The 21,261-nt window shown below is 65.0% G+C and carries 17 protein-coding genes; 11 read left to right on the top strand and 6 right to left on the bottom strand.

The genetic code is table 11. The features are described 5' to 3' along the window. Positions 1-65 precede the first annotated feature (65 nt). From hpnC to ACK4FZ_RS06580, 8 genes are read left to right on the top strand one after another with little or no spacing between them, the layout of a single operon-like run. Positions 66-902, top strand: coding sequence for a squalene synthase HpnC (gene hpnC, locus ACK4FZ_RS06615; protein WP_409819102.1), 837 nt, complete (start codon positions 66-68; stop codon positions 900-902). After that, a complete protein-coding gene (gene hpnD, locus ACK4FZ_RS06610; protein WP_144371297.1) occupies positions 899-1,744 on the top strand; it encodes a presqualene diphosphate synthase HpnD in 846 nt (281 codons plus the stop codon). The genes hpnC and hpnD overlap by 4 nt, the downstream gene beginning before the upstream one ends. After that, positions 1,741-3,039: a hydroxysqualene dehydroxylase HpnE gene (gene hpnE, locus ACK4FZ_RS06605; RefSeq protein ID WP_409819098.1), complete on the top strand. Its 1,299-nt coding sequence runs from the start codon at positions 1,741-1,743 to the stop codon at positions 3,037-3,039. Before hpnD ends, hpnE begins: the two co-directional genes overlap by 4 nt. Next, on the top strand, positions 3,023-3,775 hold the full coding sequence (locus ACK4FZ_RS06600) for an SDR family oxidoreductase (protein ID WP_409819424.1): 753 nt from the start codon (positions 3,023-3,025) through the stop codon (positions 3,773-3,775). The genes hpnE and ACK4FZ_RS06600 overlap by 17 nt, the downstream gene beginning before the upstream one ends. A 9-nt stretch (positions 3,776-3,784) precedes the next feature. Next, positions 3,785-4,435 (top strand): hypothetical protein, encoded by a 651-nt coding sequence (locus ACK4FZ_RS06595; protein ID WP_409819095.1) that lies wholly within the window; start codon positions 3,785-3,787, stop codon positions 4,433-4,435. A gap of 8 nt (positions 4,436-4,443) precedes the next feature. Next, positions 4,444-5,814, top strand: coding sequence for a DNA repair protein RadA (radA, locus tag ACK4FZ_RS06590; protein ID WP_409819093.1), 1,371 nt, complete (start codon positions 4,444-4,446; stop codon positions 5,812-5,814). A gap of 9 nt (positions 5,815-5,823) precedes the next feature. Next, positions 5,824-6,387 carry a sigma-70 family RNA polymerase sigma factor gene (locus tag ACK4FZ_RS06585; protein ID WP_409819090.1) on the top strand — a complete coding sequence of 188 codons (564 nt, stop codon included), beginning with the start codon at positions 5,824-5,826 and terminating at the stop codon, positions 6,385-6,387. After that, a complete protein-coding gene (locus tag ACK4FZ_RS06580; protein WP_409819088.1) occupies positions 6,384-6,560 on the top strand; it encodes a zf-HC2 domain-containing protein in 177 nt (58 codons plus the stop codon). Before ACK4FZ_RS06585 ends, ACK4FZ_RS06580 begins: the two co-directional genes overlap by 4 nt. A 134-nt stretch (positions 6,561-6,694) precedes the next feature. Here ACK4FZ_RS06580 and ACK4FZ_RS06575 read toward each other — a convergent pair whose 3' ends face one another. Further along, positions 6,695-7,057 (bottom strand): DUF2325 domain-containing protein, encoded by a 363-nt coding sequence (locus ACK4FZ_RS06575; protein ID WP_409819086.1) that lies wholly within the window; start codon positions 7,055-7,057, stop codon positions 6,695-6,697. Positions 7,058-7,318: 261 nt separating this feature from the next. On the opposite strand from ACK4FZ_RS06575, the gene ACK4FZ_RS06570 reads away from it, so the two are divergent. Continuing rightward, the gene (locus tag ACK4FZ_RS06570; protein ID WP_409819083.1) at positions 7,319-9,382 is read left to right on the top strand and encodes a TonB-dependent receptor; all 2,064 of its coding nucleotides are present in this window, start codon (positions 7,319-7,321) and stop codon (positions 9,380-9,382) included. 219 nt (positions 9,383-9,601) lie between these two features. Next, a complete protein-coding gene (locus tag ACK4FZ_RS06565) occupies positions 9,602-13,186 on the top strand; it encodes a pilus assembly protein (protein ID WP_409819081.1) in 3,585 nt (1,194 codons plus the stop codon). Positions 13,187-13,272: 86 nt separating this feature from the next. Here ACK4FZ_RS06565 and ACK4FZ_RS06560 read toward each other — a convergent pair whose 3' ends face one another. The 3 genes from ACK4FZ_RS06560 to ACK4FZ_RS06550 are packed head-to-tail and all read right to left on the bottom strand — an operon-like array spanning position 13,273 to position 17,431. Next, positions 13,273-14,802 carry a DHA2 family efflux MFS transporter permease subunit gene (locus tag ACK4FZ_RS06560; protein ID WP_144371306.1) on the bottom strand — a complete coding sequence of 510 codons (1,530 nt, stop codon included), beginning with the start codon at positions 14,800-14,802 and terminating at the stop codon, positions 13,273-13,275. 9 nt (positions 14,803-14,811) lie between these two features. Then, positions 14,812-15,960, bottom strand: coding sequence for an HlyD family efflux transporter periplasmic adaptor subunit (locus tag ACK4FZ_RS06555; RefSeq protein WP_409819079.1), 1,149 nt, complete (start codon positions 15,958-15,960; stop codon positions 14,812-14,814). Between the two features lie 31 nt (positions 15,961-15,991). Further along, the gene (locus ACK4FZ_RS06550) at positions 15,992-17,431 is read right to left on the bottom strand and encodes an efflux transporter outer membrane subunit (RefSeq protein ID WP_409819077.1); all 1,440 of its coding nucleotides are present in this window, start codon (positions 17,429-17,431) and stop codon (positions 15,992-15,994) included. Positions 17,432-17,533: 102 nt separating this feature from the next. Here ACK4FZ_RS06550 and ACK4FZ_RS06545 point away from each other — a divergent pair, with 102 nt between their 5' ends. Then, complete coding sequence (locus ACK4FZ_RS06545) at positions 17,534-18,148, top strand: TetR/AcrR family transcriptional regulator (protein ID WP_409819076.1); 615 nt, start codon at positions 17,534-17,536, stop codon at positions 18,146-18,148. 75 nt (positions 18,149-18,223) lie between these two features. Here the strand turns inward: ACK4FZ_RS06545 and ACK4FZ_RS06540 are convergent, their stop codons facing one another. Together ACK4FZ_RS06540 and ACK4FZ_RS06535 are read right to left on the bottom strand one after the other, a co-directional pair. Then, the gene (locus ACK4FZ_RS06540) at positions 18,224-19,321 is read right to left on the bottom strand and encodes a hypothetical protein (protein ID WP_409819074.1); all 1,098 of its coding nucleotides are present in this window, start codon (positions 19,319-19,321) and stop codon (positions 18,224-18,226) included. A 207-nt stretch (positions 19,322-19,528) separates the two neighbouring features. Then, complete coding sequence (locus ACK4FZ_RS06535) at positions 19,529-21,211, bottom strand: ABC1 kinase family protein (protein WP_409819072.1); 1,683 nt, start codon at positions 21,209-21,211, stop codon at positions 19,529-19,531. Positions 21,212-21,261: the final 50 nt, after the last annotated feature.

Raw genomic sequence — 21,261 nt, 5'->3', positions numbered from 1 at the left:
CCCGGCTGCGGTTTGGCGGCCACTTGCCTTTATAATGCAGGCTTTGTTTCGCGCAGGGTGCTGTCATGTCGGTAGGGCATTACGAAAACTTTCCGGTAGGGTCCATCCTGTTGCCGCGGCGCATGCGCCGGGCGGTGCACGCTATCTACCATTTTGCCCGCTACGCCGACGATATTGCCGACGAGGGCGATGCGCAGCCGGCAGCAAGGTTGGCCGCACTGCAGGCACTGCGCGACGAGCTGGGCCGCATCGAGGCCGGGCAGGCGCCGCAAACCGCGCTGATGCAGCGGCTGGCGGCGGTGATTGCCGAGTACCGGCTGCCGCTGGCGCCGTTTTACGATCTGCTGTCGGCGTTCAGCCAAGACGTGGAGAAAACCCGCTACCAGAACTTTGCCGAGCTGGTGGACTACTGCCGCCGTTCGGCCAACCCGGTGGGGCGGCTGATGCTGCACTTGTACGGCGAGCACGACCCGAAAAGCGTGGCGATGTCGGACGGCATCTGCACCGCGCTGCAGCTGATCAACTTCTGGCAGGACGTGGCGGTGGACTGGAGCAAAGGCCGCGTCTACATTCCGCAGGACGACCTGGCGCGGTTTCGCATTAGCGAGGCGCAGATTGCGGCCCGCGACGCCGGCGGCGTTTGGCCGATGCTGATGGACAAAGAAGTGAAGCGCGCGCTGGCCATGCTGGAGGCGGGCTCGCCACTGGGGCTGAAACTGAAGGGCCGCCTGGGGCTGGAGCTGCGGCTGATTATCCTGGGCGGCGAGCGCATACTGAAAAAGATTCACGATGCCCGTGGCGATGTGCTGACGCAGCGCCCGGTGCTGGTGTGGAAAGACTGGCTGTACATGGTATGGAAGGCACTGACCGTACCGTACGCCACCAAGAGGAGGCGGGCGTGACCCCCCAACAATATTGCGAAGACAAAGCGGCGAAAAGCGGTTCCAGCTTCTATAGCAGTTTCCGCTACCTGCCGGCCGACAAGCGCGACGCCATGGTGGCGCTGTACGCGTTTTGCCGCGAGGTGGACGACGTGGTGGACGAGATTCACGACGACAACGTGGCGCGTACCACGCTGGCGTGGTGGCGCACCGAGCTGGCCGCGCTGTACGAAGGCACCCCCAGCCACCCGGTAATGCAGGCGCTGAAGCCGCACGTGGCGGCGTTCGACCTGCCGCAGGCCTGGCTGGCCGAGATCATCGACGGCATGCAGATGGACCTGGACGTGCCGCGCTACAGCCGCTACAGCGACCTGCAGCTGTACTGCCACCGCGTGGCGGGCGTGGTGGGCCAGCTGTCGGCGCAGATTTTCGGCTACACCGACCGCGCTACGCTGAAATACGCGCACGAGCTGGGGCTGGCGTTCCAGCTCACCAACATCATCCGCGACGTGGGCGAAGATGCGCGCCGTGGCCGGCTGTACCTGCCGGTGGAAGACCTGCAGCGCTTTGGCGTGCCGGCGGCCGACATCATGGCGTACAAGGAGTCGGACGCGTTCGACGCGCTGATGCGCTTCCAGATCGAACGCGCCCGCGAGTGCTACCAGCGCGCCTGGCAGCTGCTGCCGGCGGCCGACCGCAAGGCGCAGCGCATCGGTCTGGTGATGGCGGCCATCTACCGCGCCACGCTGGACGAAATCGAGCTGGACGGCCCGCGCAAGGTGCTGAACCAGCGCCTGTCGCTGTCGCCGGGTCGCAAGCTGTGGCTGGCGTGGAAGACCGCCACCTTCGGCTACAAGCCTTGACCCCGCGCGTTGCCATCATCGGTGCCGGCTGGGCCGGCTTGTCGGCGGCGGTCGCGCTGGCGCCTGCGGCCAACCTTGTATTGTTTGAAGCCGGCAAGGTGGCCGGTGGCCGCGCCCGCCGCGTCGAGCTGGACGGCATGGCGCTGGACAACGGCCAGCACATCCTGATTGGCGCCTACCGCGACACCCTGCAGCTGATGCGTACCGTCGGCGCGGACCCGGCGGCGCAGTTGGCCGCACAGCCGCTGGCCTGGCTGCAGGTAGACGGCATGGCCATGCGTTGCCCGGACTGGCCGGCGCCGCTGCACCTGCTGGCCGGGCTGCTGAGCGCGCGTGGCCTGCGCTGGCGCGACAAACTGGCCATGCTGCGGCTGTTGACTTGGCTCAGGTGGCAAGGCTGGAAAATCGGGCAAGATGCGCCGGCTTTGGCCTGGCTAGCCGCCCACGGCCAGAGCGAGGCGCTGCTGCAGCGCTTCTGGACGCCGCTGATCCTGGCCACGCTCAACACCCCGCCGGTGCAAGCTTCCATGCAGTTGCTGGCCAATGTGCTGCGCGACAGCCTGGGCGCGCCGGCCGCCGACGCCAGCCGCCTGCTGCTGCCGCGCTGCGATCTGGGCCGCCTGCTGGTGGACCCGGCGCTGCAATGGTTGGCCGCACGCGGCGCCGACATCCGCCTGGGCCGCCGCGTGGCGGCGCTGGCACCGCAGCCCGATGGCCGCTGGCTGGTGGACGGCGAAGCCTTCGACGCCGTGGTGGTGGCGGTGGCGCCGTACCACGCCACTGCGCTGCTGGACCACGCGCCGTTGCAGGCCTTGCTCAAGGGCTGGCAATACCAGCCGATAAGCACCGTATACCTGCAATTCGAGGGCAGGGTGCGTTTGCCGGCGGTGATGACCGGCCAGGCTTACGGCTGCGGCCAGTGGTGGTTCGACCGCCAGGCGCTTAGCGGCGAGCCGGGGCTGGTGTCGGTGGTGATCAGTGCGCAAGGGGCGCACGATACGCTGACGCGCGACGCGCTGCGCGAGCAGCTGCTGGCGGAAATGCGTCGCCATGTGCCGGATTTGCCGCCGCTGAAAGCCAGCTGGCAGATCACCGAGCAGCGCGCCACCTTTGCGGCCAACGTGGGCTTGCCGCGCCCGGACGTGCGTCTTGGCGTAGAATCCGCTTATCTTGCGGGCGACTGGCTGTGTGCCGACTACCCGGCCACGCTGGAAGGTGCCGTACGCAGCGGCATCGTGGCTGCCCGAACCCTCATGCAGGACTGGACTAAAAAGAATGATGGAAACCTTCGATAAAGATTACCTGGCCGGCCGCGTGCTGTTGGTGACCGGCGCCACCCAGGGCATTGGCCGCGAAACCGCGCTGGCCGCTGCGGCGCATGGTGCTACTGTGGTATTGCTGGCGCGCAGCGTGAAGGGCCTGGAAAAAGTGTACGACGCCATCGTCGAGGCCGGTGGCCCGGAGCCGGTGGCCATTCCGCTGGATTTGCTTACCGCCAGCGACGACGACTTCAACACGCTGGCCTACCAGATCAAGCAGGCCGTGGGCCGCCTGGACGGCATCGTGCACTGTGCCGCGCATTTCTATGCGCTGTCGCCGCTGCGTGACCAGCGTATCGATGAATGGATGAACCAGTACCGCATCAACACGGTGGCGCCGTTTGCGCTTACCCGCGCCTGCCTGCCCTTGCTGGTAGAGGCGCCTGACGCCAGCGTGCTGTTTGTGGGTGAAACCCACGGCCTGCAGCCGGGGCCGTTCTGGGGCGCGTTTGGTGCGTCCAAGGCCGGCGTCAGCTACCTGACCAGCGTGGCCGCGGCGGAGTGGGACGTGTTCCCAAATCTGCGCGTGAACCAGCTGGTGCCGGGCCCGGTCAATTCTCCGCAGCGTACCCGCACCCATCCGGGCGAGGCCAAAAACGAGCGCGGCGAGCTGGCCGACCTGATGCCGCACATGCTGTACTGGCTGGGTGCTGCCAGCCGTGGCCGCAGCGGTGAAACCACGGTGCTGGATCTGCGCAAGAAACTTGCATAAGGACAAGGGATGCGGGCTTATCTGTTACTGCCGGCGTTGGCATTGCTGACGGGCTGCAACTGGGTGATGAACGTCAGCGGCCTGGCCGCCGAGTCGAACAAGGCGATTGGTGCGTCCTGCCGCCAGACCGGCCGTTCGCTCGAAGAGTGCTATAACCGCAACCCGGATGCAGACAAGGCGCAGATTTTTGCCGGCTGGCGCGAGATGCACGAGTACATGACCAAGAACAAGCTGGAAACGGTGGCGCCGCCACCGGAGCCAGTGCCGCCACCGCCCGAGGTGGCAGAAACCAGCGAGGCGCCGCATGCGTCCTCTGCTGATACGGCTCAAAAAAAAAGTGAGCCCGTAGCCGCTGCCGCACCGGCGGCCGTTCATGGTGCGAAAGCCGCGCCGCCGGCCGCTGCGGCTGTGGTGCCGCAAGGGCGCCGCGTGCTGACCAACGAAGAAGCCGAAGCGTTGGCCAAGAACGACCCGCTGATCGATTCCATCCTGTCTACCGTGCGTGGTGCCGAGAGGGAAGACAAGGCTGACAAAGGCGCGCCCAGTGCCAAAGACAACCGCCTGCTGAACATCCTGAACGAGCTGGAGGCCGACAAAAACGCGCCGGCCGCCCCCGCCAAACCGGCTACCCCGGCACCCAAGCCGGCGGCTGGCAACTGATTCCCCACATGGCAAAAATCAAGACGCAGTACCAGTGTGGCGAGTGCGGTGGCACCTCGCCCAAGTGGCAGGGCCAGTGTCCGCATTGCGGCGCCTGGAACAGCCTGAGCGAGACCGTGGCCGCGCCGCCGGCTGCTGCGGCCAACGCCCGCTTTCAGAGCTGGACGGCGCAGACGCAGCCGGTGCAACAGCTGTCGCAAGTGCAGGCGGCTGAAGTGCCGCGCGAATCGTGCGGCATCGAAGAGCTGGACCGCGTGCTGGGCGGCGGCATCGTCAAGGGCGCCGTGGTGCTGCTGGGGGGCGACCCCGGCATCGGCAAGTCCACGCTGCTGTTGCAGGCGCTGGCCACCATCGGCAGCACGCGCAAGGTGCTGTACGTGTCGGGCGAGGAATCGCCGCAGCAAATCGCGCTGCGCGCCACCCGCCTGGCGGTGGACGCCAGCCGCGTGCGGCTGCTGTCCGAGATCCGGCTGGAGGCCATCATCCCCACGCTGCAGGCCGAAATGCCGGAAGTGGCGGTGATCGACTCCATCCAGACGCTGTATTCCGACCAAGTAACGTCGGCGCCAGGCTCGGTGTCGCAGGTGCGCGAGTGCGCGGCGCAGCTGACGCGCATTGCCAAGCAGAGCGGCATCACCATCATCCTGGTGGGCCACGTCACCAAAGAAGGCTCGCTGGCCGGGCCGCGCGTGCTGGAGCACATTGTGGATACCGTGCTGTACTTCGAGGGCGACAGCCACTCCAGCTACCGCATGATCCGCGCCATCAAGAACCGCTTTGGCGCGGCCAACGAGCTGGGCGTGTTCGCCATGACCGACCGTGGCCTGCGCGGCGTGTCCAACCCGTCGGCCATCTTTTTGTCCAGCTACCGCGACGACGTGTCCGGCTCCTGCGTGCTGGTGACGCAAGAGGGCAGCCGGCCGCTGCTGGTGGAAATCCAGGCGCTGGTGGATGACGCGCATGGTTTTCAGCCCAAGCGCCTGAGCGTGGGCCTGGAACAAAACCGGCTGGCCATGTTGATGGCGGTGTTGAACCGCCACGCCAGCATTGCCTGCTTCGACCAGGACGTGTTCCTGAACGCGGTAGGCGGGGTGAAGATCAACGAGCCGGCTGCCGACCTGGCAGTCATTCTGGCCATGGTGTCGTCGCTGCGGAACAAGCCGCTGCCGGAAAAACTGGTGGTATTCGGCGAGGTGGGCCTGTCCGGCGAGGTGCGGCCGGTAACGCGTGGCCAGGAACGCCTGAAAGAGGCGGCCAAGCTGGGCTTTACCCGCGCCATCGTGCCGGCGGCCAACAAGCCGCGGCAGGACATCGAAGGCCTGGAAGTGATTGCCGTCGAGCGGCTGGCCGAAGCTGTTGATTATTGTGTGCGCCGTTAAGGAAGCCTGATGACCGTTACCCCGCAACAAATCGAAGCCGAACGCGCCTACCTGCTGCGCTATGCGCGGGCGCAGCTGCAAGACCAGGCCGCTGCCGAGGACGCGGTGCAGGACGCGCTGCTGGCGGCGCTGGAAGGGCAGGCGCGCTTTGCCGGCCAGTCCAGCGTGCGCACCTGGCTCACGTCCATCCTGCGTTTCAAACTGGTGGATGTCATTCGCCGCCAGGGGCGCGAGTTGGCTACCGACCTGAGCGAAGACACCGACTTGTCCGACCTGGACGGCCTGTTCGACGGCCATGGCGCCTGGCAGCAGGCGGTGCGCGCCTGGGGCGTGCCGGAGGAAGGCTTGCTGGCCAAGCAGTTCTGGCAGGTATACCAGCAGTGCGCGCAGGCGATGCCCAAACGCACGGCGATGGTGTTTGCCATGCGCGAGGTCATGGACATGGACATCGCCGAGATTTGTCAGAATTTATCGATTACGGCGACTAACTGTTCGGTCATGTTGTACCGCGCACGCATGAGCCTGCGCGAATGCCTGGAGACGCGCTGGTTTCAGCAGGAGGTAGCCCGATGATGATGAATTGCCAGCAGGCCAGCCGCCTGATTTCGGATGGCATGGACCGCCCGCTGACACGTAGCGAACAGGTGCGCTTGTCGTTTCACCTGTTGATGTGTCGCAACTGCCGCCACTTCCGCCAGCAGATGCAGCAGTTGCGCCAGGGTATACGCCGGGGGCGAGAAGAATAAGTGCCGGGCGGCGGCAGGGTTGGCCGCAGACGATGCCCCGAAAAAGACGGCCAGCGTGCTACCCGCCGCTGGCCGTATCACATGAAGAGGAAGCGATCGTCCGCGTACGGACTCGTTAGTATCTGATAGACGGCTTAGTGCTTGCGCGCTTTGCCGCCGTGGCTGGTTTTCTGCCAGGCATTCGGGCAGCTGGCACAGTGCGCTTTTTCGGCAATGCCGACACAGTCCAGTTGCTGTTTCAGCGAGCACACCGAGCGGCGGCAGGCAATGAAGCGCACTTTTTCTTCGTTGGCCAGTTCGCGGAAGTGCTTCATCACGTTGTGGCCTAGGAAGTCGGTAAACAGGATCAGCAGGTCGGTGCCGGCCGGCAGGCGGTCCAGCTTGCGCTGGTGTGAGCTGTTGCGGCCGCTCAGGTGCTTGTGGATGCTGATGCCGTATTCGTCCAGCACGCCCGGGATATTGCCCAAAGTATCTGCGCCTACCAGCATGGCATTCATCTCGCTTACTCCTGCATTGGTTGATTGGATGCGGTGATGATATCCATTCTCATTCTTGATATCAAGAATAATTCTCATTAAAAGTTTGTGACTGTGGTTTTTATTTGTCATTGCCAGGCCCGGTGTGGCGTGTAGCGGTTTTGTCCGTGCTGGTATCGTGGTTGATACAGCAAATAACAATCAGTATTATTCGCGCCCTAAATAATATCGCCGGGCTGCGACTAGCCGCCACGGCAGCCAACCCTCTCCGGACCCGAACGCATGATGCACACACTTACTCCCCGTACCTTGCCGCTGCTGGTGCTGGCGGCACTGGCCGGCCCGGCGCTGGCCGACGTTACGCTGCCGACAGTGACCGTTTCCGCCGACGAGGCCGCCGCTGAAAACAGCGTGCGCCTGCCAGAGGTGACTACCGCCACCCGTACCCGTACCCCGGCCAAACTGGTGCCGCAAACCATCGATAGCGTGAAAACTGAACAGATCACCGCCTACGGCCAGCGTAGCCTCAGCCAGGCGCTGGTTGGCGTGCCGGGCGTGGACGCCAGCGGCGATACCCGTTTCGATGGCGTTACCATCCGTGGCTTCAGCGCCGGTACCGATATGTACCTGGATGGTTTTCGCGACGACATGCAGTACACCCGTGACCTGGGCAATATCGAACGGGTAGAGGTGCTGAAGGGTCCGGCAGCGGTGCTGTACGGCCGTGGCAGCAGCGGTGGCATCGTCAACCGCATCAGCAAGCGCCCGCAAAAGGGCTTGCCGTCGACCGTTAGCGCCGAGGTGGGCAGCCATGACCGTTACCGCCTGCAGGCCGACCTGAACGGCGAATGGCGCGACGATATCCGCGTACGCCTGAACGCCGCGCAAGAGGAATACGGCAGCTTCCGCAACGGTGTGAACGGCACCCGCAAGCTGTTTGCCCCGTCGCTGAACTGGCGCCTGGCGCCAGACCTGAACTGGCTGCTGCAGTATGAGTACAACGAACACAGCCGCACGCCGGATCGCGGCATTCCCGGCGTGAGCGGCGCGCCGGCCAACGTGCCGCTGGAAAGCGTGTATAGCGATACCCGCCGCGACAATATCCGCGATGTGTCGCAGTCGCTGCGCTCGCGCCTGAGTTACGACCTCAATGCGCAGTGGCAGCTGCGTCACCTGCTGGGCCTGATCCGCCTGGACAGCCAGTTTGACAATACCTACGTCACCGGCGTCAGCGGCAGTAACGTCAACCGCCAGCGCTGGCAGCAAGACCTGACGGCAGACAACCTGATCAGCCAGACCGAGCTGGAAGGCGAAGTCTACAGCGGCAACGTCAAGCACCAGCTGCTGCTGGGCCTGGACCAGGGCTGGCAGGAACGCAACCCCAAGCTGTACAACAACGCCACCACCATTGCGGCGGCCAACCTGTACCGGCCGGAAGCGCTGGCGCAGTACAACGGTGCCATGCGCGTCAACAGCGACGCCCAGCACCGCGTGCGCAGCCGCGGCGTGTACGCGCAAGACCAGCTGACGCTGGGCGATTGGCAATTGCTGGCCGGCCTGCGCCACGACGTGTTCCACGTCAGCAGCCGCCGGCTGGACACCGGCGCCAGCGAGTCGCGCAACAGCAGCAGCCTCAGCCCGCGCCTGGGCGTGGTGTGGAACGGCCTGCCGGCGCACGCGCTCTACGCCAGCTACAGCAAGACCTTTGCCCCGGTGGGCGGTAGCCTGATCGGCCTGACGCCGGGCAGCCAGGGCAACACGCTGGACCCGGAATACACCCGCCTGTACGAAACCGGCATCAAGAGCGACTGGCTGGGCAACCGCGTGGCCACCACGCTGTCGCTGTACCGTCTGGAGCTGTACAACCGCCGTACCACCGACCCGGCCGACCCCAGCCGCACCATCCTGACCGGTCTGCAGCGTAGCGAAGGCGTGGAGCTGAGCGCCCAGGCCCGCCTGTCGGGCCAGGCCTATCTGCGTGGCGGTGTGGCGGTGCAGGATGCCAGCCTGGTCCGTGCCGAGCCGGCCAACCAGGGCAAGCGCCCGGCCAACGTGTCCAAGCATAACGGCAGCCTGTTCGTGGGCGTGGACGCCAGCCAGGGCTGGTTTGGCGAGGTGGGCGTTACCGCGGTAGGCAAGCGCTTTGCCGACAGTGCCAACACCACCGTGCTGCCGGGCTACCAGCGCTGGGACGCCCGCGCCGGCTACCGCCAGAAAGCCTGGGACGCCACCTTGGCGGTGGAAAACCTGGCCGATCGCCGCTACTTCGTCAGCGCCACCTCCAGCGCGCAGATCATGCCGGGCAACCCGCGCCAGTTCCAGCTGAGCACGCGTTACCGCTTCTGAGTGGTGTAGTGCCCCGTTAACGCACAAGGCCTGCCGGCAATGCCGGCAGGCCTTGTGCATTTGCCGCTGGCGGCTGTCAGCAGCAGATCGCAGCATGAATGTGTGCTGCCAGATACAAACTGGGAAAAGTGGCTACTTGCGGCGTGGCTAGCATCGAGCGTGGACCCTCGGTGTTGTCGCCTGTCGTGCGGCAGGAGGGCGTCTATGCTGGAGCCTGCCATGCCTTTGCCATCCGCCAAGCCTGTCTTGCGCACCGTCGGCCAACGTTGCCTGTTCGCGCCGGCCTTGTTGCCGGCGCTGGATATTCCCGCCACGCCGCTGAAAGCCACGCAAAGCGTCTATCCGAATATCCTGTTCCTGCTGGATGATTCCGGCTCCATGCAGTGGGAGATCATGCCGGAAGACTACCTGTACAGTTACCACCTGTTTCCGCCACCGGCGGCCCAGCTGTACGGCGGTACCGGTTACGGCGAGGGTAGCGGCAGCGCGCTGTACCGCTTGCCGTCGTTCCGCGAAGACAACATTTACAATGTGTTCTTGCGCTCGTCCGGCAACAACACCGTCTATTACGACCCGTCCATTACCTACTTGCCGTGGAAAGATGCCAACGGTGATTACTATGCTTCCGGCGGCAAGGCGTATGCCGACCCGACGGCGGCATACTGGAACCCGGGCCTCACCAGCAAGGGCAGCATCGATCTGACCGCGCAGCAAACCAGCAAACAGTACTGGTTCCAGGGTACCGGCACCTTCCCGGCTACCATGCGCTATTGCAGCAATACCAGCTGTAGTACCGATGTGTCGCAGACCTCCAGGACGCAAAGCCACAGTTACTGGCCCATGACGTGGCACGTGTACAAGGGCAGTGGCAGCAAGCTGGTGGTGGGCAGCTATTACCGCTACCAGATCCGTACCGTGTCGTCGCAGCTGGTGGGCTACAGCAAAGACCTGTCCAGCGGTAGCGAAACCGAGATCACCATCTTTCCTTCCGGCCGCACGGTACAGGAAGAGGCGCGCAACTTTGCCACCTGGTTCCAGTACTACCGCTCGCGGCTGCTGGCGGCCAAGGCCAGCACCTCGCTCGCGTTTGCCGACCTGGGCACCAGCTACCGGGTCGGCTTCGCTACCATTAACGGTCGCGGCAGCGACAGCAGCTACATCAGCGTGCCCAGCAGCGGTGATTTTTCGTCTACCGCGCGCAGCAATTTCTTTGACGCCTTGTTACAGCTGCAAATCGACAACAGCGGCACCCCGCTGCGTACTGCGCTGGCCTGGGCCGGCAGCAATTACAAAAGCAACTACTGGAAAGACACCATCAGCTGCCGTCGCGCCTTTACCATCCTGACCACCGACGGTTACTGGAACGACAGCTATAGCGGCGTGGGCAACGCCGACAGCGACCAGGGCCTGCCGTACAAGGACAGTTACAGCAATACGCTGGCCGACGTGGCGATGCATTACTGGAAAACCGACCTGTCCACGCTGGGCAATACCGTGTTTGCTACCTCGAAAGATACGGCCACCTGGCAGCACATGAGCACCTTCGGCTTGTCGCTGGGTACCAAGGGCTCGCTGGACCCGGCCAGTGATCTGCCCGGGCTGGAGGCCGGTACCACCAGTTGGCCGAACCCCACCGCCAGCAATGCGGCCAAGATCGACGATTTGTGGCACGCGGCGGTCAACGGCCATGGCAGCTTTGTGGCTGCGGCCAACCCCGAGGAGTTCCGCGAAGGCCTGGCCAGCGCCCTCAGCCAGATCAGCCAGCAGGCCGGTTCGCAGTCGGCAGGCGAGGGCAGTACCGAGGTGTATGCCGACGACAGCCTGTATTTCCAGGCTTCGTTCGATTCGGCCAACTGGACCGGCGAACTGATGGCTTACCCGCTGACGCTCAGCAGCGGCTCGGTGGTGCCATCTGCAACTGCCAGCTGGCAGGCGGCCGCCCAGCTGAGCAGCGACAGTAACCGCAAGATCCTGTTTGGCGATGGCACGGTGGGCAATGCCGGCTACCGCTTTGTCTGGGGGGGGAGCGGCCAGTCCACGCTCAGCAGCGCCGGCCTCAGCGAAGCGCTGGTGAACTACGTGCGCGGCAGCGGCAGCAACGAAGGCACTACCAGTACCAAATACCGTATCCGCACCACGCGGCTGGGCGACATCATCGGCTCTTCGCCGCTGTACGTGGGCGCGCCGTCCTCGACGCTGTCCAGTGCCAGCAGCCGTAGCGCCATGGTGTACGTCGGCGCCAACGACGGCATGCTGCACGCCTTCTACGCCAGCAGTGGCAAGGAGGCGTTTGCCTACATCCCGTCCTTGTTGCTGTCCAAGCTGTCCAGCCTCAGCGCCCAGGATTACAAAGAAAACCACCAGTACTACGTGGATGGCTTGCTGTCGGTGGCAGAGGCCGAGGACCAAGCCGGCAGCGGTTGGGGGACGTATCTGGCGGGTAGCCTGGGGCGCGGTGGCGAGGGATTGTTCCTGCTGAACGTCACCCAGCCCGACAGCGTGGCCGACAGCGACGCCAGCGCCCGCAGCCTTGTGGCCTGGGAGTTCACCAAGAAACACGACAGCAATATGGGCATCCTGCACCAGTCGGCGCCGGCGGTGGTACGGCTGAACGACGGCAAGGACTACGTGCTGGCGCCTAATGGCTACAACAGCAGTACCGGCAGTGCTTCGCTGTTCATCCTGCCGGTGCGTCGCGGCCTCAGCAGCTGGTCGGGTAACTACTACCGGCTGCAGGCCCAGGCCGGGCCGGATAACGGCCTGTCGGCGATTACTCCGTACGATATGGACGGCAATGGCACCATCGACCTGGTGTACGCTGGCGACCTCAAAGGCCAAGTGTGGAAGTTTGACCTGAGCGGCAGTACGCCGTCCAGCTGGAAGGTGGGCATTGGCGGCGCGCCGCTGTTCCAGGCCTACGGACCCAACGGCAAGCCGCAGCCGGTGATATCGGCGCCGGTGGTGGCGACCCATCCCAGCAATGGCGCCACCTCGCCCAGCGCCGGCCAGACCGGGCTGATGGTGTACGTGGGCACCGGCCGCTACCTGGCCAGCTGTGACAAGGCCGGTGGCAGCTGCAGCGGGGAAGACACCACCGATTCCATCTATGGCCTATGGGACTATGGCGGCCAGATCTGCAGCCGGCTGGAGCTGCTGAACCAGACGCTCAGCACGCTGACGCTGGACGGCACCACCTACCGCACCATCACCAACCACACCCTGGCGTACCCGCCCAGCGGCATTGCCGCGACGGCCTGCAGCAGCAACAACACCGCACGCAGCGAGATGTACACCCTGAAAGCCGACGGCATCTCCATTGATACCCGTTATGCCTTCCCGGCGCTGACGCTGAGCGACAGCGAGCGCGCGGCACAGTCCAGCTACTGGCTGGGGTGGCGCATCGACCTGCCAGTGGCCGACGAGCGCGTGGTGTCTTATCTGGATTACTACAAGAAGCGCCTGGAAGTGCAAACCTTCATCCCGGCCAGCGTATCTAGCGACCCGTGCGTCACCGGTGACGATGTCAGCTATATCCTGCGGCTGAATTACCAGAATGGCGGCACCTTCAGCAAACCGCGTTTTGTCGACGACACCATCACTAGCGCCATCAGCAGTGGCAACAGCAGCGCTAGCAGTATTGTCGGCAAACAGGTTTCTGGCTCGTTGGGCCGTACCAAGGTGAAAAACGGCGCGCGCTACTCCACCTTGCTGTCACTGACCGGCGGCGGTACCGGCGGGGCGCTGGACGAGGCCATCGCTCGGGTGGTGAAGCGGGTGAGCTGGCGCGAAGTGATCAGCGAATAGCCGGCAGCTAGATGTGCCAAGGCCCCGCCTGGCGGGGCCTTGTGCGCGGATGCAGCGGCCAACCTTGCGTCAGGCGTTAACAGGCCCTAGTGCGCCTGGCTGGTGTCGGCCACGCGGGTGGGGCGCGGTGCCAGCCAGATCATGCAGGCGGCCAGCACGAACGACAGGCCGGACAGCCAGAACAACTCGTTGGTGGACAGCATGATGCTTTGCGACTGGATCAGTTGCGACAGCTGCTGGCGACCGGCATCGATACTGCCGCCGCCCAGCTGCTGCAGTGCCTGCGGGCTGCTGTCTACCAGTGCCGTTAGTTCGGCATGGTAGTGGCTGGCCTTGTCGTCCCACGCGGTAGTGACGATGGAGGTGGCAAAGGCACCGGACAGTGTACGCATGAAGCTCATCAGGCCGGCGGCCGACGCCATTTCTTCCGGCTCCACGCTGGCCATGGCCAGACCGGTGAGCGGCACAAAGAAGAACGGCATGCCCACGCCCTGGAACAACAGCGGCAGCGCCACTTGCCAGAAGTCCATGTCGGTGGTGGCAAAGCTGCGGTACAGGGTGACTGCCCCCAGCCACATCACGCCGGCAAACACCAGCGGGCGTGGGTCCATCTTCTGCGACAGCTGCGCGGCCAACGGCGCTACCAGTACCGCCAGGATGCCGCTCATCGCCGTGGCGTGGCCGGCCTCGGTGGCGGTGTAGCCCATATAGGCCTGCAGCCACTGCGGCGTCAGCACCGTGGCGCCAAAGAACGAGCCGAACGCCAGCGAGATGGTGGCTACGCTCACCCAGTAGCCGCGGTGGCGGAACACGCGCAGGTTCACTACCGGGTTGCGCTCGGTCAGCTCCCAGATCATGAAGGCGGCAAAGCCGATGGCGCTTACCACCGCTAGGCCCACGATGATGGGCGAGCCGAACCAGTCCAGGTTCTTGCCTTCGTCGATCATGATCTGGAATGCGCCCACCCACAGCACCAGCAGCGCCAGGCCAATGGTGTCAAAGCGCATCTTCACGATGGGGCTTTGGTAGCGTTTGAGCAGGCCCCAGCCAAAGTAACCGCAGGCAATGGCAATCGGCACGTTGATATAGAAAATCCACGGCCAGCTGGCCTCGTCACACAACCAGCCACCCAGAATGGGGCCCATGATCGGTGCCACCAGCGTGGTCATGCTCCACAGGCCGATGGCGGCGCCGGCTTTTTCTTTGGGGAAGATCTGCAGCAGCAGCGTCTGCGACATCGGCATCAGCGGGCCGCCGGCCAGGCCTTGCAGTACGCGGAACAGGATCAGCATTTCCAGCGAGGTGGCCATGCCGCACAGCAGCGAGAACACACCGAACAGCACCATCGCACCGGCAAACAGCCGCACTGTGCCAACACGTGCCGCCAGCCAGCCGGTCAGGGGCACAGTGATGGCTTCGGCCACCGCGTACGAGGTAATGACGTAAGTGCCCTGGCTGGACGACACCCCCAGGCTGCCGGCGATATTGGGTACCGACACGTTGGCGATGGTGGTGTCCAGCACGGCCACGAAGTTGGCCGCCGCCAGCAGCAGGGCCGCCAGCCACAGCTGGCCGCCTTGCAGCGGGGTGATGGGGGGGGAGTTGGGCGCGGACATGCGGCCTCCTTATTCGCTACGGGTGTCGATGGTGGCGGTCATCGACAGGCCCACCTGCAACGGGTGACGCTGCAGCTCGGCCGGGTCCAGCGTAATGCGCACCGGTACGCGCTGTACCACCTTGATCCAGTTGCCGGTGGCGTTCTGCGCCGGGATGGTGGCAAAGGCGGCGCCAGAGCCGCCGGACAGGCCGGCTACCTTGCCGTGGTATTCCACCTCGCTACCGTACAGGTCGGCCTTCAGCGTGACCGGCTGGCCAATGCGCACGGTGCGTAGCTGGCCTTCCTTGAAGTTGGCATCCACGTGTACGGCCTGCAGCGGTACCACCGACAGCAGCGGGTTGCCAGCTTGTACGCGCTGGCCCAGCTGCACCTGGCGTTTCGCCACCACGCCGTCTACCGGGGCGCGGATCACGGTGCGCGCCAGGTCCACGCGGGCCTGGTCACGTTTGGCACGGGCCAGCGTCACTTCCGGGTTGGTGTCCACGCTGCTGTCGCGGGTGAGGGTCTGGTTGGCTTTCAGGCTGCCTTCGGCGGCACGCAGGTTGGCCGCACTCTGTTTGGCGGCCGCTTCGGCGGCCTGGTACGCCGCTTCGGCCACGTTCAGCGTACTGCGGGCGTTGCTGACTTCCTCGCCGGACACCGAGCCGTTTTTGGCCAGCGCCTGGCGGCGGTTGTAATCGAGCCGCGCGCGTTCCAGTTCGGCACGGGCCGATTCCAGCTGTGCCTGGCTGCGTACCTGCTCGGCGGCGCGGGCCTGTACCTGGGCGCTGAGGCCTTCATCGCTGGCCAGATAGCCTTGTACGCGGCGTTGGGCGCGTGCCAGTTCGGCTTCGGCTTGCGCCAGCGCCAGGCGGGCGTCGGTATCGTCCAGCACCACCAGTACGTCACCGCGCTTGACGGCCTGTGTATCCACCACGGTCACCTGACGCACGGTGCCGCCCACTTCGGGGGTCAGCTGCGCCATTTCGGCCGCCACGTAGGCGTTGTCGGTGCTGACGTGGTGGGACGCCACCAGATACCAGTAGCTGCCGTAGGCCAGCGCGCCGACGGCGACCACGCCGCCCAGCAGGGCAAACAGGGTTTTGCGGCGTGCTGCCGGGTTGGCCGCGTCGGCGGGCATGTCTTGTGGCGGAAGGGTTTGGGTGTGTTCGCTCATGATGTGTTTTCTCTCAATCGGTTTTGTCGGGTCAGGCGGGCTGGTGGTTGCCACCCAGCGCCTTGGTCAGGGCGATATCCAGTTGCGCTTGCTGGCTTTGCAGCTGGGTCAGCGTGCGGCGGGCGGCAATCACGCTGTCTTCGGCGTTCAGTACGTCCAGGTAGCTGGCCAGGCCGCCCTGGTAGCGGTCGTGAGTCAGCTCCCACGCCCGTTCGGCCGCCTCGGTGGCCTGCTGGCGCTGCGCCAGCTGTGCGGCCAACCCTTGTTGACGGGTGTAGGCCTGGGCGATGTCTTGCAGCGCTTGCAGCAGGGTCTGGTTGTAGCTGGCGACGGCGCTGTCGTATTCGCCGCGTGCGCTGCGGTAGCTGCCTTGCAGTGCGTCCTGGCGGAACAGCGGCAGGCTGATGGCCGGGCCGAAGCCGGCAATGCCGGAGCCGCCACGGGTCAGCGCGTCCAGCCCCAGGCTCTGGGTGCCGACGTAGGCGCTGAGGTTGACGTTGGGGTAGAAGCCGGCACGGGCGACCTGAATACGGCTGGCGGCGGCTTCAGCACGCAGGCGGGCGGCGGCGAGGTCGGGGCGGTGGCCGATCAGGTTGGCCGCAAGCGTAGCCGGCAGCGCTTGCGCCTGGCTGACATTCAGTGCCGGGCGTTGCAGTGCCAGGCCGCGGTCGGGGCCGGCGCCCAGCAGGGCGGCCAGGGCCTGGCGTTGCAGGGTGATGGCTTCTTCGGCAGCCTGCAGATCGGCTTCGGCGGCGGCGCGGCGCGAGGCGGCCTGGGCCACGCTGGCACGGTTTTCCAGGCCCTGGCTTTCGCGTTCGCGCATCAGGCCTTCGCTCTGGCTGCGTACTTTCAGCGCCTGCTGGCAGGCGTCACGGTCGGCAAACAGGCGCGCCAGCTCGGCGTACTGGCTGGCCACGGCGGTGGTGAGCAGCAGCCGGCTTTGCGCCAGTTCGGCCTGGGCGGCGGCCTGTTCGCTGCTGGCGGCGGCGATGGCGCTGCGGTTCTTGCCCCAGAAGTCCAGCTCGTAGCTGACGTCCAGCGCCACGCGGCTGCTGGTGTTGAAACCCGGCGGCACGAAGGCGGCTGGCATGCCGTTGTTCAGGCTCTGGCGCAGGCGGGTGAAGTCGCCGTTGGCGCTGACGTTGGGCTGCTGGGTGGCGCCGGCCTGTTGTGCCAGGCCTTCGGCTTGCAGCAGACGGGCGCGGGCACTGTCCAGCGACGGCGACTGCGCCAGCGCTTCCTGCATCAGCTGGTCCAGCTGCGGGTCCTGATAGCGCTGCCACCAGTGCGCGCCCGCCCACTCGCCGTGGCTGTCCGGCAGCGTCTGCTGGCTTTGCAACTGGCTGGGCGGCAGCAGGGCGGGGCTGGCGGGCAGGTCGGGAACGCTGGCACAACCGGCCAGCAGGCTGCCGGCACCCAGCAGCAGGGCTAGCCGAGTACGCGCATGAGAAGCGGGAAGGGTCTGGTTCATGATCTCGCTCAATAATTAAACTGTACGGTACGGTTATAATCGTGGTGTACAATGGCTGTCAATAGAAAATTGAACTAACCGGTTCAGTATTGAGGGGTGAGCATGCGCGTCAAGACCGAAGCAAAGCGCCAGAGCATCGTGGATGCTGCGGCCGAGGTATTCATGGAGAAGGGCTACGAAGCGGCGTCGATGGCAGAAATTGCCAGCCGCGCCGGCGGTTCCAAGGCCACGCTGTACAGCTACTTTCCGTCGAAGGAAGAGCTGTTCCTGATGGTGATGAAAACGCTGGCGGAAGAGCGCATGAGCCAGGCCCACGCGCGGCTGACGGCCGATGGTGACTTGCGCGCAGCCCTGTTGCGTTTTGGCGAGCAGATGCTGCGCAATCTGCTCAGCCCGGAAATCGCCGCCTTACGCGGTATCGTGCTGGGCGAGGGGCGGCGTTCTGGCGTGGGCCAGCTGTTCTTCGATAACGGCCCGGCCATCGGCTGGGGCAAACTGGCCGCATTTCTGGAAGGGCAGATGCAGGCCGGTCGGCTGCGCCAAGCCAAGCCGTGGACGGCGGCGGTGCACCTGCTGGCGCTGCTGGAGGCCGAGTTCATGGAGTGGTCTATCGTCGGCGCGCGTGACATGCCGTCCGACGAGGCGGTCAGCGAGGCGGTAGTGGCGGCGGTGGACGTGTTTCTGGCTGGTTACGCACCGCAAACCGCTGGCGATTAAAGCTGGAGCGGGGGAACAAGCACCAAGGGCGGCCTGCGCATGCAGGCCGCCCTTGTTGTTGGTATAGCGCCTGGCTCAGGCGGTAAGGTCTAGCTGCGAGATCAGGCCGGCCTGGCCGCTTTCGGTCAGGTAGACGCCGGCTTTGCGCATCTGGGCCACGGTGTGGTTGGCCGCATCGGTGTGGCGGAACTCGGCGTCCACGTGCGGCAGCAGCAGCGCGCCGATGCCCACGTCCAGCAGGCTGGTCAGCTGGTCCTGGCCGTCTTGCTGGCCCTGCCACAGTTGCAGGCGGGCAAACAGCGGGTCGCCCTCGTCGATGGCACCGTTGCCGTCGCTGTCCAGCGCGGCCAGCTCGCCAAAGCCGTTACCGCTTTGCGGGCCGAACAGCTCGTTCTGCTGGTCGATCTTGCCGTTGCCGTTGCGGTCCAGCGCCAGCCAGCCGCCGTGCTTCGGTACTGGTAGCGTATTTTTCTTGCCGTCGTTGTCGATGTCGAACTGCACGGTCGCCCCCGACAGCGTGCCAGCGTCGCTGCCCAGGCTGATCATCAGCGGGTCGCGTGCGGCAGCGCCGAAGTTCAGTGTTTCCTTGCTGCTCACCGAAAAACTGCGCTGCAGGCTGACGTCCAGCTGGAAGCTGAGGCTGCGGCCGTCGCGGGTGGTGATGTTGCCGCTGGCGGAAAACTGCAGCGCTTCCTGCTCGCTGTAACGCGTTTCGCGCTCGATGCGCAGCCCCCAGTCTTCGTCGCCCTGTTCGCGGCGCGACGCGGCCTGGTCATCGTTGCCGCGCGTCTCGCCCAGCATGGCCTGTTCCTGGGCGGCCGCCTGCAGGTGCGCTTTGTCCATCGGGTAGACGTCGGACAGGTCGATGCGGATGCCGAAGGTGGACTCCAGGATATTGCGCAGCAAGGACAGCGTCGGGCTCAGGTCGGCTTCCAGCGGGCTGTCGCTGGCCTGCACGCTGTTACCCGCCTGGGCGGCGTTGCTGTCGGCAACGTTCTGGCTGGCGGCGGACAGCGCACTGGCGGCACGGCCACGCTCGCTGATGTCCACCTGGTCTTGTGGTGCGGTGTCACGCGGGTTCTGTTGCCAGAAGGTCACGCGCTGTTGCGTGCTGTGGGTTTGTTCCAGGTAATGCTGGCTACTGAGGTCCAGCGACAGGCTGTCGATTCTCATGGCGATGCTCCCGCTTATCCGCAACCAGTGCTAGCTGGCCAACAGACGCTCCGATATTGTTATATCGGCAGCATAACGGCAGGGCTTAGCTTTTTTTGATAGCAAGTGCTAACAAAAGCAAGCAGCCCAGGGTAGGCGGGCGAAGCAGGTAGCTAAAGCTGAAAAGCCAGTGCTATCAGTCGATTACAACAATCTGGTGCGCCGTGTTTACAGATGCTTGCCGGCGCGCCAGATCGACCAGATCAGCCACAGGCTGTTGAAAAACGCCACCATGAAGCCCAGAAAACCGAACATCGGCAACCCGAACAGCGTGGGCCCGCCCTTGACCGTCATCACGATGGACGAGCCGATGATCAGGCAGCCGGTGACGATGCCCATGGTCAGGCGGTTCACGCTCTTGTCCAACTGCTGACCAAACTGCTCCAGCCGTTTGAGGTCGAGATTGATGCGGAAGCGGCCATGACGCACGTCCTTGGCCAGCCGTATCACGTCGCCGGGCAGGTTGGCCAGCATGCCCAGGCCTTCGGTGACCGTGGTTTTGCCGCGTTTGAACAGGTTGCGCGGGTCGTAGCGCGCCAGGATCAGCTGCTTGACGAAGGGTGCCAGGTGTTCCACCAGCTGGAAATCCGGGTCCAGCTGGCGCCCCAGGCCTTCCAGCGTGATCAGCGCCTTGAACAGCATGGCCATGTCCGGCGGCAGCAGGATGCCGTGGTCGCGGATCAGCGCCATGATGTCGTTGATCAGCTGGGTGATGTTCAGGTTTTTCAGCGGTACATGGTCGTACTGGAACAGGATCTCGCCGATGTCTTCGGCAAACTGGTCCTCGTCTACCGGCGTGCTGCCGGTCCACTCCAGCAGCACGTTCATGATGCCGCGCTCGTTGCGCTCGGCCAGCGCGGCCAACATGTCCACGATCTCGTCACGGCGCTTGTGCGATAGCCGGCCCACCATGCCGAAGTCGATGAAGGCGATGCGGTTGTCGGCCAGGAAAATCACGTTGCCGGGGTGTGGGTCTGCGTGGAAAAAGCCGTTGATCAGGATCATCTTCAGCACCGCGTCGGCGCCACGCTTGGCCAGCAGCGGCGGCGACAGGCCTGCCGCCGGCAGGGCCGCAACCGGGTTGGCCATCCAGCCGGCAATATAGTCCTGCACGTTGATGCCGGGACGGGTGTAGTCCCAGTACACCGCCGGCACACGGATATGCGGGTCGTCGGCAAAGTCTTTGCCGAAGCGCTCCATATTGCGTGCTTCTACCGCCAGGTCCAGTTCGCGCCGTAGCGAGCGCGAAAACTGCGCCACGATTTCAGATGGCTGGAAGCGACGTGCGTCTGCGAATTCCAGCTCGATCAGGTGCGCAAGATGTTCCAGGATGCGCAGATCGGCTTCTACTTTTTCCACAATGCCGGGGCGGCGCAGCTTAACCGCCACTTCGACGCCGTTCTTCAACACCGCGCGGTGCACCTGGGCGATGGAGGCCGAGCCGATGGGCTGGCGGTCGAACTCGGCAAACACCTCGTCAGGCGCGCAGCCCAGCGCTTGCGTCAGCAGCGCATCGAGAAAGCCATCGCCGATGGGTGGCACCGTGCTTTGCAGCTTTTCGAACTCGGTAATCCACTCCGGGCCGAATACGTCGACGCGGGTGGACAGGATCTGGCCCAGCTTGATGAAGGTGGGGCCCAGCTCTTCAAAGGCGCGGCGCACGCGAATGGGGGCGGGGATAGCGTTGGCCGGATCGGGCAGGGTGATGTTCAGCCACTCGCCGGCTTTTTCCACCGCTCGTGGCAGGCGCAAGCGCTGCGCAAATTCGCCCAGGCCGTGGCGGAACAAAATGCCGCTGATCTGTTTCAGACGGGGCAGGTCGCGCATGGCGATCAGGGTTTCTCTGAGCATGGCAGTCGTCTTGCAGAAAGGGGGCAGGGCCGTTGATGGCGCACGCCGGC

The sequence above is a fragment of the Vogesella sp. genome (genome assembly GCF_046297735.1).
In the GTDB taxonomy this organism is placed as follows: domain Bacteria; phylum Pseudomonadota; class Gammaproteobacteria; order Burkholderiales; family Chromobacteriaceae; genus Vogesella; species Vogesella urethralis.
This window is presented reverse-complemented; position numbering and strand designations above follow the sequence as displayed.

Coding starts and splice junctions, on each gene's coding strand:
- hpnC (WP_409819102.1), top strand. CDS start 66: ATGTCGGTAGGGCATTACGAAAACTTTCCGGTAGGGTCCATCCTGTTG.
- ACK4FZ_RS06600 (WP_409819424.1), top strand. CDS start 3,023: ATGGAAACCTTCGATAAAGATTACCTGGCCGGCCGCGTGCTGTTGGTG.
- ACK4FZ_RS06595 (WP_409819095.1), top strand. CDS start 3,785: ATGCGGGCTTATCTGTTACTGCCGGCGTTGGCATTGCTGACGGGCTGC.
- radA (WP_409819093.1), top strand. CDS start 4,444: ATGGCAAAAATCAAGACGCAGTACCAGTGTGGCGAGTGCGGTGGCACC.
- ACK4FZ_RS06585 (WP_409819090.1), top strand. CDS start 5,824: ATGACCGTTACCCCGCAACAAATCGAAGCCGAACGCGCCTACCTGCTG.
- ACK4FZ_RS06580 (WP_409819088.1), top strand. CDS start 6,384: ATGATGATGAATTGCCAGCAGGCCAGCCGCCTGATTTCGGATGGCATG.
- ACK4FZ_RS06575 (WP_409819086.1), bottom strand. CDS start 7,057: ATGAATGCCATGCTGGTAGGCGCAGATACTTTGGGCAATATCCCGGGC.
- ACK4FZ_RS06570 (WP_409819083.1), top strand. CDS start 7,319: ATGATGCACACACTTACTCCCCGTACCTTGCCGCTGCTGGTGCTGGCG.
- ACK4FZ_RS06565 (WP_409819081.1), top strand. CDS start 9,602: ATGCCTTTGCCATCCGCCAAGCCTGTCTTGCGCACCGTCGGCCAACGT.
- ACK4FZ_RS06560 (WP_144371306.1), bottom strand. CDS start 14,802: ATGTCCGCGCCCAACTCCCCCCCCATCACCCCGCTGCAAGGCGGCCAG.
- ACK4FZ_RS06555 (WP_409819079.1), bottom strand. CDS start 15,960: ATGAGCGAACACACCCAAACCCTTCCGCCACAAGACATGCCCGCCGAC.
- ACK4FZ_RS06550 (WP_409819077.1), bottom strand. CDS start 17,431: ATGAACCAGACCCTTCCCGCTTCTCATGCGCGTACTCGGCTAGCCCTG.
- ACK4FZ_RS06545 (WP_409819076.1), top strand. CDS start 17,534: ATGCGCGTCAAGACCGAAGCAAAGCGCCAGAGCATCGTGGATGCTGCG.
- ACK4FZ_RS06540 (WP_409819074.1), bottom strand. CDS start 19,321: ATGAGAATCGACAGCCTGTCGCTGGACCTCAGTAGCCAGCATTACCTG.
- ACK4FZ_RS06535 (WP_409819072.1), bottom strand. CDS start 21,211: ATGCTCAGAGAAACCCTGATCGCCATGCGCGACCTGCCCCGTCTGAAA.